This is a genomic window from Mumia sp. zg.B21, from assembly GCF_019550855.1.
In the GTDB taxonomy this organism is placed as follows: domain Bacteria; phylum Actinomycetota; class Actinomycetes; order Propionibacteriales; family Nocardioidaceae; genus Mumia.
The window spans coordinates 1,667,373-1,679,956 of record NZ_JAHWCJ010000001.1 but is presented as its reverse complement, the minus strand read 5'-3'; the positions used below and the strand labels follow the sequence as shown (position 1 = coordinate 1,679,956).

Here is a 12,584-nt window from a genome sequence, read left to right as displayed (position 1 = left end):
CGACGAGGTGTGAGGAGGTGGTCTCGTGAACAACGAGTGGTTCGAGAAGGACTTCTACAAGGTCCTGGGAGTCTCGAAGGACGCGAGCGCGTCCGACATCAAGAAGGCGTACCGCAAGCTCGCACGGGACCACCACCCCGACGCCAAGCCCGGTGACAAGGCTGCCGAGGAGAAGTTCAAGGAGATCTCCGAGGCGTACGGCGTGCTCTCCAACGCGGACAAGCGCAAGGAGTACGACGAGCAGCGGGCGATGTTCTCCTCCGGGGTCGGCGGCTTCGGTCGTGCGGGCTCGGAAGGTGGGTTCGGCTATCCCGGCGGTACGACGACGACCGGCGGGTTCGACTTCTCGGACCTGCTGGGCGGGATGTTCGGCGGGGGTGGGACCACCCGCACCCGGTCGGCGCCGGCCCGTCGCGGGGCCGACGTCGAGACCGAGGCGACGCTGTCGTTCGACGACGCGATCGCCGGCGTCACCGTGCCGCTGCGGACGACCAGCGACGAGCCCTGCCCCACGTGTCGTGGCACCGGCGCCAAGGCCGGCACCGTGCCCCGGGTCTGTCCCCGCTGCGAGGGCAGCGGGATGCAGACCAGCGCCTCGGGTGGCCTGTTCGCGATGACCGAGCCGTGCGACGTCTGCCGCGGACGCGGCCTCGTGGTCGAGGATCCGTGCGAGACCTGCCACGGGTCGGGCCGTGCGGCGTCGACACGCACGATGCAGGTCCGCATCCCCGCGGGGGTCAAGGACGGGCAGCGCATCCGACTCAAGGGCAAGGGCGCGAAGGGCGAGAACGGCGGCCCCTCCGGCGACCTCTACGTCTCGGTCCACGTCAAGCCGCACCGTCTGTTCGGCCGCAAGGGCGACAACCTCACCATCACCGTGCCGGTGGCGTTCGACGAGGCCGTGCTGGGTGCCGAGATCGCCGTCCCGACGCTCGGCGGAGCACCGGTCCGCATCAAGGTGCCGGCGGGGACCCCGAACGGCCGCACGTTCCGTGCGCGTGGCAAGGGCGCTCCTCGCAAGGACGGCACCAAGGCCGACCTGCTGGTGACGGTGGAGGTTCAGGTGCCGTCGTCCCTGACCGACGATGCTCGGACCGCGGTCGAGTCGTTGCGCAACGCTCGTGAAGGAGACGACCCCCGCGCGCAGCTCTTCTCCGGAGGTGTCTGATGAGCCGTTCCCAGGGTGACTTCGTCCCGCCCGGCCCGGAGGCCAAGGTCTTCGTGATCAGCGTGGCGGCGGAGCTCTCGGGGCTCCACCCGCAGACCCTGCGGGCGTACGACCGGCTCGGGCTGGTGAGGCCCGCCCGGACCGGTGGTGGCGGGCGGCGCTACTCGCTGCGCGACATCGAGCTCCTCCGCTCGGTCGCGCGGCTCACGGCCGAGGGTCTCGGGCTCGAGGGCGTCAAGCGCGTCCTCGAGCTCGAGAACCAGGTGCTCGCCCTGCAGGCTCGGGTCGTCGAGCTCGAGACCGAGCTGGAGGAGCGCGACTCCGACGCTCCGCGCGTACGCAATCTTCCTGTGCGCTTCGACGCCCAGCCGTTCCTCATCCGCCGTACGCGACGCTGAGCGACGTCCGGTGCGGACCGGGTTGGACGGTCCCGGACGTGCCTCCCTGGTGAGGGCCGCCGATCGTGGTGTCATGGCGCTATGCGCCGGTCTCAGCCCTTCCTCGTCGCCGCTGCCCTGGCAGCGGTCGCCTGCCTGCCAGGGTGCTCGGGCGGCGGGGCGCAGCCTGTCGCTGCGGACCCGTCCGCCACGGCGTCCTCGTCGGCTCCGACGCCCGCTTCCAAGACGCGGGCAGCCCCCGAGGACCTCCTGTCGCTGCGGTGCGTGGCGACCGCCGACCCGAAGGTGTGGACAGCGCAGGGCGTCATCGTCAACTCGGCGAGCACGGCCGACTACCGGCTGACCGTGATCGTCGCCTCGCCCGGTTCGACCCGGGCGGCGGCGCGGCGGATCGTCATCCCCAAGGTCTCGACCGGGGTGGACACCCCGTTCACCGTCGACCGGCTCCCGGTGAACCCCGGCTCCGCGCCCTCGTGCCGCGTCCAGCTGGTGAGGTTGGGCTGAGGCGTGGTGCTGCATCTCGGGGGTAGGGAAGCGTCACGTCCGCTCGAGCGAGCGAGCGAGGGCTTACGGCGCCCGGAGGCCGCCGGGCGCCGGACCGGGACGGGCGGCCGCAACCTCCCGCGCCGGCCCACGGCGCGCCGGCCGACGGCGCCCGGCCTCGACGGTCTCCGGGCGCTGGCCGTCGTCCTCGTGGTCGCCTATCACGTCGCGCCCTCGCAGATGCCCGGCGGATACGTCGGGGTCGACGTGTTCTTCGTCCTCAGCGGGTTCCTCATCACGGCCGTGCTGCTCGAGGACGCCGACCGCACCCGCAGGTTCGACCTGCCGTCGTTCTGGGTCCGGCGCGTCCGCCGGCTCGTCCCTGCAGCCACCGTGATGATCGTGGTCGTCGCCGCGCTGACGGTGCTGGTCGGCCGTGACACCGCAGCCGGTCTGAGGTGGCAGGTGCTCGGCGGCCTGACCTGGTCCTCGAACTGGTTCCAGGTCGCGCAGGGGCAGGCGTACGCGGAGCGGGGAGAGCCTCCCGTGCTCAACCACCTGTGGTCGCTCGGGATCGAGGAGCAGTTCTACGTCGTGTGGCCCGTCGTGCTGGCGCTCGGCATCCTCGTCCTCTCGCGGGCCCGGTTCGTCCGTGCGGCGACGATCCTCGCGGTGGCGTCGGCGGTGTGGATGGCCGTCCTCTACACCCCCGACGACCCGACCCGGGCCTACGTCGGGACCGACACCCACGTCTTCGGTCTGCTCGTCGGCGCGGCGCTCGCACTGAGCCGGGCGCCGCACCTGCTGCGGTCCGACCGGGCCTCGGCGACGTTCGAGAGCCGGCTAGGGATCACGGCCTGCGGCGTGTTCGGCCTCGCCATCCTGCTGGCCTACGCGGGGACGGTGTCGTGGTCGAGCGCGGTCCCCTACACCGGTGGCCTGCTCGTCGTCAGCGTGGCGAGCGCCGCGCTGGTGCTGTCCGCGGTCAACCGGACTCCGCTCGCCAGTGCGCTGGCTGTCGCGCCGTTGCGTTGGCTCGGCGCCCGGTCGTACGGGATCTATCTCTGGCACTGGCCGCTGATCGTGCTCGCCACCCGGGTCGCTCCTCCGGAGTGGTCGCCCTTGGCGGGTGGGCTCGCCGCGCTGGTCGCGGTGGGCGTCGCCGCCGTGTCGTACCGGTTCGTCGAGATGCCCATGCGCAGCGACGGCATCGCGTTCACGCTGCGGCGGTGGGCTGCGCCCGCCTACCGCCTTGCGGAGGACCGGCGCCGGCCGCGGCGCCGCTGGGTGCTCGTGACGGCGACGGCTGGCGTCGTCGTCGCGGTCGCTGCCGGCGCGGTCGCCACCGCGCCGGACCGGAGCCCGCTGCAGGCCAGCCTCTCGACGGGAGAGCGGGTTCTCGCCGAGGCGCCGCGGCCCGCGGCGGAGAAGCCCTCACGGACGAAGCCCTCCGCCCCTGCCGCGACGTGCCGGACGGTGGGCAGGTCCGTACGGGTCAGTGCGTTCGGCGACTCGGTCCTCGTCGCCGCCGCGCCGCAGCTGGTGTCGGCGATGCCGAGGCTCGACGCGACGGCGAAGGTCGGCTGGCAGTACGACGACGTCGCTGCTGCCGTACGCCGTGCCGCGTCACGCGGCGTCCTCGGGCCGGTCGTCGTGATCGGGACGGGCACCAACGGGTTCGTCGACCGCCGCGACCTCGAACGCCTGGTCACGCGACGGCTGGCCGGGCGCCAGGTCATCCTGGTGGCCCCGTACGTGCCCGGGCGCCCGTGGCAGCGCAGCGCGCTCTCGGCGGTGCGCCGTGTGGCCGCCGACCATCGGTCCGTGAGGCTCGCGGACTGGCACGGAGCCGTCGCGGGGCGTTATTCGCTCCTCGCCTCGGACCGGGTGCATCCCAACGCGCGAGGAGCCAAGGTCTACACCCGCACCGTGCGTGAGGCACTCGGCGGCTGCTGAGCTCGCCCCGTCCGCGTTGTGAAGGGTTGCGGTCGCTCTGCGCGCCCAGAACCGACCGCAACCCTTCATCACGCGGACGCGGGCAGGGCATGTTAGAAAGGGACAGAGTTGAGTGGAATCGACTCAACTCTCGACGCGTTGAACCTGGTAACCGTTGAACTGACAGACCAGAGGACCCACATGGACGCTTCCAAGCTCACGACCCGCAGCCAGCAGGCGCTCGCCGCGGCGATCCAGGCTGCGGCCGCCGCCGGCAACCCGGCGGTCGACCCGCTGCACCTGCTCGACGCGCTGCTCGACGCCGACGGCGGCACCGCCGTGCCGCTGCTCCAGGCTGCGGGAGCCGATCCTGCCGTCGCGCGGGCCCGCACCGACGAGGCCGTCAAGACGCTGCCGTCGGCTGCAGGCCAGAGCGTGGCCTCCCCCGGATATGCCCGCGCCACCCTCGAGGTGTTGCAGCGGGCCCAGGACCTCGCCAGCGAGCTCGGTGACGAGTACGTCTCGACGGAGCATCTGATGGTCGGCCTCGCGACCGTCCAGTCGAAGGCCCGCGAGATCCTCGACGGTGTCGGAGCGACCGCCGACGCGCTGCGCGGCGCGTTCCAGACCGTACGAGGCTCTGCGCGGGTGACGAGCCAGGACGCCGAGGACACCTACCAGGCGCTGGAGAAGTACGGCGTCGACCTCACCGCTGCGGCGCGTGAGGGCAAGCTCGACCCCGTCATCGGCCGCGACGCCGAGATCCGGCGCACTGTCCAGGTGCTCACGCGGCGCACCAAGAACAACCCGGTCCTCATCGGCGAGCCCGGCGTCGGCAAGACCGCCGTCGTCGAGGGCCTCGCCCAGCGCATCGTCGCCGGCGACGTCCCGAGCTCGCTTCAGGGACGGCGGCTGGTGTCGCTCGACCTGGGCGCGATGGTCGCCGGCGCGAAGTACCGCGGCGAGTTCGAGGAGCGGCTGAAGGCCGTCTTGCAGGAGATCAAGGACTCCGATGGACAGATCATCACCTTCATCGACGAGCTCCACACCGTCGTCGGTGCCGGCGCGACCGGGGACTCCTCCATGGACGCCGGCAACATGCTGAAGCCGATGCTGGCCCGCGGCGAGCTGCGTCTGGTCGGTGCCACCACCCTCGACGAGTACCGCGAGAACATCGAGAAGGACCCCGCGCTGGAGCGCCGCTTCCAGCCCGTGCTGGTCGACGAGCCGAGTGTCGAGGACACGATCGCGATCCTGCGGGGTCTCAAGGAGACCTACGAGGCGCACCACAAGGTCGAGATCTCCGACGCGGCACTCGTCGCGGCGGCCGCGCTGTCCGACCGCTACATCTCCGGGCGGCAGCTGCCCGACAAGGCGATCGACCTCGTCGACGAGGCCAGCAGCCGGCTGCGGATGGAGATCGACTCCAACCCCGTCGAGATCGACACGCTGCGGCGTTCGGTCGACCGGATGAAGATGGAGGAGCTGCACCTCGCGAAGGAGACCGACGAGGGAAGCCGCGAGCGGCTCGAGAAGCTTCGTGCCGACCTCGCCGACTCCGAGGAGCAGCTGCGGGCGCTCGAGGCCCGGTGGGAGCGTGAGCGCTCGGGTCTCAACGAGGTCGGTGAGATCAAGAAGCAGATCGACGAGAAGCGGCGCGAGGCCGAGCGCGCGCAGAACGCCGGCGACCTCGAGACCGCCGCGCGGCTGAACTACGGCGAGATCCCCGGCCTGGAGAGGCAGCTCGAGGAGGCCGTGGCCGACGAGGAGGCCGAGCCCGAGGACAAGATGGTCAACGACGAGGTCGGCCCCGACGAGATCGCCGAGGTCATCGCGTCGTGGACCGGGATCCCGACGGGCCGCCTGCTCGAGGGGGAGACCGGCAAGCTGCTCCGTATGGAGGAGGAGCTCGGTCACCGGCTGATCGGCCAGTCCGATGCGGTCAAGGCTGTCTCCGACGCCGTGCGCCGTTCACGCGCTGGCATCGCCGATCCGAACCGGCCCACCGGCTCGTTCCTGTTCCTCGGCCCGACCGGCGTCGGCAAGACGGAGCTTGCCAAGGCGCTGGCGGAGTTCTTGTTCGACGACGAGCGGGCGATGGTCCGCATCGACATGAGCGAGTACTCCGAGAAGCACTCGGTCTCGCGTCTGGTCGGTGCGCCTCCGGGCTACGTCGGCTACGACGAGGGCGGTCAGCTGACCGAGGCTGTGCGTCGGCGCCCGTACTCGGTCGTGCTGCTGGACGAGGTCGAGAAGGCCCACCCGGAGGTCTTCGACATCCTGCTCCAGGTGCTCGACGATGGGCGTCTGACCGACGGGCAGGGTCGTACGGTCGACTTCCGCAACGTGATCCTGATCCTCACGTCGAACCTCGGCTCGGTCTACCTGGCAGACCCCGCGCTCGACGAGGCCGCCAAGCGGGACAAGGTCATGGAGATCGTACGAGCGTCGTTCCGTCCGGAGTTCCTCAACCGCCTCGACGAGGTCGTCATGTTCGACGCGCTGTCGGTCGAGGACCTCACGCGGATCGTCGACCTGCAGGTCGAGGCCCTCGCGAAGCGGCTGGAGACCCGGCGGATCCGGCTCACGGTGACCGACGCGGCCAAGGAGTGGCTGGCACTCACCGGGTTCGACCCGACCTACGGCGCTCGTCCGCTTCGTCGCCTGATCCAGCAGGCGATCGGGGACACGCTCGCACGGGAGCTGCTCGCGGGCGATGTCCGCGACGGGGACGAGGTCGTGGTCGACCTCGACCCGTCGCGCGAGGGCCTGCGCGTCGCGGCGGCCTGACACGTCGAGTGAGCCCGCCGTCACCCTCTCAGGTGGCGGCGGGCTCACCGCCTGCTGGTGCGCTAACAGCAGCGTGATGGGATAGCCCCATGTCCAACGCGACGACAGCACGCCCCCAGAAGGTGACGATGGCCTGCCTGGCGGCGGGGGTCGCCTCGGCGATCGTGCTGGTGAGCATCGTGTCGACGCTGTCGAACTGGGGCTCGATCGAGGTCCGCGAGCAGATCGAGGACGCGCTCTCGGCAGGGCCGGTCAGTGACGCGATCTCGGTCGACCAGGCGCTCGGATGGCTGCGCGGCGTTCTGATGGGTGCCGGGGCGGTCTCCGCCGCGGCCATCGTCTTGTCGATCTGGACGGCCAAGCGGCACCGCGGTGCGCGGATCGGGCTGACCGTCCTCGCCGTGCTCTCGAGCCTCGCCTTCGTCGTCGCCGGGGCGACGGGCATCGTCCCGGCGCTTCTCGGGGTCATGGTCGTCGTGTTCCTGTGGGGCCGAGAGAGTCGTGCCTGGTTCGCCGGAGAGGCTCCCCCCGAGGCCACGTCGGAGCAACCTCGGCCTGTCGACCCGCAGAGCTCTCCGACGCCTGTGCTGCCCACGTCGCAGACCCAGGCGCCGCCGCCCTCCGTGCGCGCGCCCGACCCGGCGGCGTCGGGCGGTCAGCCGGCACCTGCTGCGCGTCCGTACGCGTCTGGACCCGAGGCGGTCTCGCAGCCGTTCTCGCCGCAGTCGGCGCAGTACGGACCGGGCGCCAACCCTGCGCCGTACGGTCGGATGCCGGTCCCGGGTCGACCGCGCCCGCTGGTGACGGCCGTGGTCGTCGCCGCGGCGCTGTCTGGTCTGGCTGCCGCGGTGTTCGGCCTCAACGTCCTGCTCTATCTCGCGTCGCCGGGGCAGTACGCCGACCTCATCGCCGAGCAGCCCATGATCGCCGACTCCGACATCCTCGGCCAGCTCGGCATGACGGCCGCCGAGCTGGCCCGGACGATGTTCTGGCTCTCCCTCGCTCTGGCGCTCCTCGCGGTCGCCGGGGCGGTGTCCGCACTGGCGATGCTGTCGCGCCGCCCCGCGACGCGGATCGTCTTCACCGTGGTCGCCGCCCTCGGCATGGTCGCGTCCGTGCTGACCGCGCCGTTGGGGCTCGTGTGGCTGTTGGCCGAGGTCGCCTGCGTCGTCCTGGTCTGGCGCCGCGAGGTGTCGGACTGGTTTCGGGCGGCCCGCTAGCTCGGGAAGTTTGGTCCCGCCACGACACGGGTAAGGGCCGAGCATGACCTCACTGGCCCATCAGGACGTGAAGCAGCTCGGCGGCAGTCTCAGCGTGCTGACCCCGCCAGAAGCGCGACCACGTCCGGCTCGACGAGCTGCTCCAGCACCTCGGCACGTCCTCGCCCGGCACGGAGCAGGAGCTGGTCCTCAAGCGGATCGCCCGCCTCGTGTTCCCCCACGCGTTCGCCGAGGAGTCGGTGCTGTGGCCGGAGATCCGGCGGGAGCTCCCCGACGGCGATGCCCTGACGCTCCGGGTCGAGGAGGAGCACCAAGAGGTCAACGAGCTGTGGACGGAGCTCGAGAAGCTCCCCCTGGATGCTGAGCGCCGACAGCAGGTGCTGGACCGTCTGGTCGAGGTGCTCCGCGAGGACGTCCGCGACGAGGAGGACGAGTTCCTGCCCCGCCTGCAGGACGCGGTGGACGTCCGGCGGCTGCAGGTCCTGGGCGTCGCCTGGGAACTCGTACGCCGGACGGCGCCGACACGGCCGCACCCGGTGGTGTCTCGGCGTCCGCCGGGGAACGCGCTGGCGGCGCTGCCGTTGACGGTCCTCGACCGCACGCGGGACGGCCTCGACACCGTCGCCCTGCGGTCGCAGCGCTGGCGGGGTCCTGCGTCCCGGGCGAGCCGAGGACTGGCGGGGGCCGCCGGCCGCGTCGAGCGGATCGGCGTGCTGCGCCGCGGCGAACGCCCATCGACCCGCTCGGGATGAGGCGTCAGGCGACCTGGTCGAGCAGCACCTGCATCCGTGCGATCTCCGCGCCCTGCCCTGACGCGACATCGGCGGCGATCTCGCTGACGACCAGGTCGGATCCCTCGGCCTGGGCCGTCTCGGCCATGGCCACCGCGCCCGAGTGGTGCTCGATCATGCCGCGCAGGAAGAGCTGGTCGAACGCGTTGCCGTCGGCGCCTGCCAAGGCCTTCATCTCGTCGTCGGTCAGCATCCCGTAGGCCATGTCGGGAGCCTGGGTCGTCGGTCCGTGGTCACCGTGGCCTCCGTGGCCCTCGGCACCCTCGGGCACCGGAAGTCCTCGAGCCTCCAGCCACGCCACCATCGCGTGGATCTCCGGGCCCTGGGACGCCGAGATGCGGTCGGAGAGGCTGCGCACGCTCGCGTGCTCCGCCCGGGTCTTCGCCAGCTCGGTCATCTCCAGCGCCTGGAGGTGGTGGGTGATCATCATCGTGATGAAGTCGACGTCCGCCTCGTTCTGCTTCGCGGCCTTCGGGTAGTCCTCGGGGGCGACTGAGGCGTTGGGCTCGCCAGGGCGACCCGGCTGCAGCACGGTGCCCTGGGCCGGCGGTGGGCTCGTCTCCTCGCCTCCCGCCTCGCCGTCCTCCGAGCAGGCGGTGAGCGCTCCAGCGGTCAGGACGAGACCGACGAGCGTGAGAGCGACCGGGCGGCGTGAGCGTGAGGTCAACGGACGAACGTCCCTTCGGAAGTGGTGATGTCTGAAGCGTTGCGGAATTCTGCTAATGGCGCAATGCTGCTGGGAACCTCACGAGAAGGGGTTCTCACCATGAACCCATTGAAACGATCACGTCTCACCCGCGCAATTACCGTCTCCGCGGGCGCAAGCGCGCTCGTCCTCGCCTCCCTCGCTGGTGCCGGCCCTTCGGCCGGCGTCCCCGACGACGGCAGCTCGCCGGCTCCCGTGGCCGCCCAGCGGCTGGCCGCCGTCGACGACAGCTCCACCGAGCTCGGCGTCGGCGAGACCGCCTCCAGCCCCAACATGAGGCTGCTCGCGAACATCCCCAAGAACGGGGCCTTCGCGCCGGAGGAAGCCTTCCAGACCGACCTGGCGTTCCAGGGCAACTACGCCTTCGCCGGCAACTACAACGGCTTCACGGTCTATGACATCAAGAAGGGCAGCAGGCCCAAGCAGGTCACCCAGGTGCTCTGCCCCGGCTCCCAGAACGACATCTCGGTGAGCGGCAACCTGCTGATCCTCAGCACCGACTCCAGCCGCAGCAACGACTCGTGCGACAACACGACCCAGCCCGCGACGGTGAAGGAGTCGTGGGAGGGCCTGAAGATCTTCGACATCAGCCGGCCCACGGCCCCGAAGTACGTCGCTTCGGTCGAGACCAAGTGTGGTTCGCACACGCACACGCTGGCGCCGTCGAAGAACAAGAAGGACCTCTTCGTCTACGTCTCGTCCTACTCGCCCAACGTGGCGTTCCCCGACTGCCAGCCGCCCCACGACCTGGTCTCGGTCGTCAAGATCCCGGTGAAGAACCCGGCCGCCGCGGCGGTTGTGTCCGAGCCGGTCGTCTTCCCTGACGGCGGCAACCCGCCGGGCAACTACTCGTCGACCACGTCGGGCTGCCACGACATCACGGCATACCCGTCGAAGGACATCGCCGCAGGCGCCTGCATGGGTGACGGCGTCCTCTTCGACATCAAGGACCGTGCGAACCCGAAGGTGATCGAGCAGGTCCGCGACACCACCAACTTCGCGTTCTGGCACTCGGCGACGTTCAACAACGAGGGCAGCAAGGTCGTCTTCACCGACGAGCTCGGCGGCGGTGGCGGCCCGACCTGCAACCCGACCGTCGGCCAGACCAAGGGCGCGGACGCGATCTACGACATCGAGCGCGGCAACCAGCTGGTGTTCAAGAGCTACTTCAAGATCCCGCGGACCCAGGCCAACACCGAGAACTGCGTGGCGCACAACGGGTCCCTGATCCCGATCAAGGGCAAGGACATCATGGTCCAGGCCTGGTACCAGGGCGGCATCTCGGTGTGGGACTTCACCGACTCGGCCAACCCGAAGGAGCTGGCGTGGTTCGACCGCGGCCCGCTCTCCGCTGATCGTCTGATCCTCGGTGGATCGTGGTCGGCGTACTACTACAACGGCTACATCTACTCCAGCGACATCCAGAAGGGCTTCGACGTCTTCCAGGTGAAGGATCGTCGCCTGGCGGGTGCCAAGGGCTACAAGTACGACGAGTTCAACCCGCAGTCGCAGCCTTCGTACTCGCGAGGCCACGGCAACGGGCACGGCAACGGGCACGGCCACGGGCACGGCCACGGCCACGGCCACGGCAAGCACTGACCGCTCTGGTCTGAACGCCGAAGCCCCCTCCCGCTGGTGCGGGAGGGGGCTTCGGCGCTCTGGCGTCGAGGTCAGAGGTTGATCATGTGCCCCGCTGCGCCGTGGACGGCCTCCTGCACCGCCTCGGACAGCGTGGGGTGGGCGTGGACGTTGCGTGCCACCTCGTCCGCGGTCAGGTCCCAGCGCTGGGCCAGCGTCAGCTCGCCCAGCATCTCCGTGACCTCAGGGCCGACGAGGTGTGCCCCGAGCAGCTCCTTGTAGGTCGTGTCGGTCACCAGCTTCACGAAGCCCGCCGTGTCGGCCAGGCCGGGCGCCTTCCCGTTGGCGGTGAACGGGAACTTGTCGACCTTGACGTCGAACCCGAGCTCCTTGGCCTGGGCCTCGGTGTAGCCGAACGACGCGATCTGCGGGTGGCAGAACGTCGCGCGCGGCATCATCGCGTAGTCGAGCGGGAACGTCTCGACGCCGCCGATCGTCTCCGCCGCCACGATGCCCTGGGCCTCGGCGACGTGGGCCAGCATCAGCTTGGCGGTGACGTCGCCGATCGCGTAGATGCCGTCGACGTTCGTCCGCATGTAGTCGTCGATCTCGATCGCGCCACGGTCGGAGACCTTGACGCCGGCCTTGTCGAGGCCGATGCCCTCGCTGCGGGGGGCGAAGCCGATGGCCTGGAGGACCTTGTCGGCCTCGAGGACCTCCTCCTTGGCGTTGCCCTCGGGGTTGCGGGTGACGGTCACCTTGACCTTGTCGCCCGAGTCGTCGATCGCGTCGACGCGGGTGGAGGTGAGGATCTCGATCCCGAGCTTCTTGTAGCCGCGGGCGAGCTCCTTGGACACGTCGGCGTCCTCGTTGGGGACGGCGCGGTCGAGGAACTCGACGATCGTCACCTTCACGCCGTACGAGTTGAGGACGTACGCGAACTCGACACCGATCGCGCCGGCACCGGCGATGATGATCGATCCCGGCAGGTCGTCGGCCAGGATCTGCTCCTCGTACGTCACCACGCGCTCGGAGAGCTGAGTGCCGGGGAGCAGGCGGGTCGTCGAGCCGGTGGCGATGATGCACGCGTCGAAGGTGACCTCCTGCGAGCCGCCGTCGTTGAGCGCCACCTCGATCGCCTTGGGGCCGGTGAAGGTGCCCGTGCCGTGGATCTCGGCGATCTTGTTCTTCTTCATGAGGAAGTGGACGCCCTTGACGCGCCCGTCGGCGACCTCGCGGCTGCGGGAGTACGCCTTGCCGTAGTCGAGCGTGACGTCACCGACGCCGATACCGAAGACGGACTCGGCCTCGTGCTGGATGATGTGCGCGAGCTCGGCGTTGCGCAGGAGGGACTTGCTGGGGATGCACCCGACGTTGAGGCAGACACCTCCCCAGTACTTGGGTTCGATGACAGCCACGGACTTGCCGAGCTGTGCGGCGCGGATCGCGGCGACGTAACCGCCCGGTCCGGCGCCGAGGACGACGACGTCGTAGTGATCACTCATGTGCCAATCG

The 12,584-nt window shown here is 70.4% G+C and carries 10 protein-coding genes; 8 read left to right on the top strand and 2 right to left on the bottom strand.

The features are described from left to right. Positions 1-25 precede the first annotated feature (25 nt). The 7 genes from dnaJ to KV100_RS08055 all read left to right on the top strand — a co-directional run bounded on the left by dnaJ (position 26) and on the right by KV100_RS08055 (position 8,746). Complete coding sequence (gene dnaJ, locus KV100_RS08085) at positions 26-1,168, top strand: molecular chaperone DnaJ (protein ID WP_220342320.1); 1,143 nt, start codon at positions 26-28, stop codon at positions 1,166-1,168. Continuing rightward, positions 1,168-1,566: a heat shock protein transcriptional repressor HspR gene (locus KV100_RS08080; RefSeq protein WP_220342319.1), complete on the top strand. Its 399-nt coding sequence runs from the start codon at positions 1,168-1,170 to the stop codon at positions 1,564-1,566. Before dnaJ ends, KV100_RS08080 begins: the two co-directional genes overlap by 1 nt. Before the next feature lie 81 nt (positions 1,567-1,647). Beyond that, positions 1,648-2,070, top strand: a complete 423-nt coding sequence (locus tag KV100_RS08075; protein ID WP_220342318.1) for a hypothetical protein — start codon at positions 1,648-1,650, stop codon at positions 2,068-2,070. 3 nt (positions 2,071-2,073) lie between these two features. Next, the gene (locus KV100_RS08070; protein ID WP_220342317.1) at positions 2,074-4,005 is read left to right on the top strand and encodes an acyltransferase family protein; all 1,932 of its coding nucleotides are present in this window, start codon (positions 2,074-2,076) and stop codon (positions 4,003-4,005) included. Positions 4,006-4,185: 180 nt separating this feature from the next. Continuing rightward, on the top strand, positions 4,186-6,774 hold the full coding sequence (clpB, locus tag KV100_RS08065; protein WP_220342316.1) for an ATP-dependent chaperone ClpB: 2,589 nt from the start codon (positions 4,186-4,188) through the stop codon (positions 6,772-6,774). Between the two features lie 89 nt (positions 6,775-6,863). After that, on the top strand, positions 6,864-7,994 hold the full coding sequence (locus KV100_RS08060; RefSeq protein ID WP_220342315.1) for a hypothetical protein: 1,131 nt from the start codon (positions 6,864-6,866) through the stop codon (positions 7,992-7,994). A 137-nt stretch (positions 7,995-8,131) separates the two neighbouring features. Further along, positions 8,132-8,746 (top strand): hemerythrin domain-containing protein, encoded by a 615-nt coding sequence (locus KV100_RS08055; protein WP_220342565.1) that lies wholly within the window; start codon positions 8,132-8,134, stop codon positions 8,744-8,746. A gap of 4 nt (positions 8,747-8,750) precedes the next feature. Here KV100_RS08055 and KV100_RS08050 read toward each other — a convergent pair whose 3' ends face one another. Beyond that, on the bottom strand, positions 8,751-9,452 hold the full coding sequence (locus KV100_RS08050; protein WP_220342314.1) for a DUF305 domain-containing protein: 702 nt from the start codon (positions 9,450-9,452) through the stop codon (positions 8,751-8,753). Positions 9,453-9,560: 108 nt separating this feature from the next. Here KV100_RS08050 and KV100_RS08045 point away from each other — a divergent pair, with 108 nt between their 5' ends. Then, a complete protein-coding gene (locus KV100_RS08045; protein ID WP_220342313.1) occupies positions 9,561-11,090 on the top strand; it encodes an LVIVD repeat-containing protein in 1,530 nt (509 codons plus the stop codon). Positions 11,091-11,161: 71 nt separating this feature from the next. Here the strand turns inward: KV100_RS08045 and lpdA are convergent, their stop codons facing one another. After that, complete coding sequence (lpdA, locus tag KV100_RS08040) at positions 11,162-12,574, bottom strand: dihydrolipoyl dehydrogenase (RefSeq protein ID WP_220342312.1); 1,413 nt, start codon at positions 12,572-12,574, stop codon at positions 11,162-11,164. Positions 12,575-12,584 lie beyond the last annotated feature (10 nt).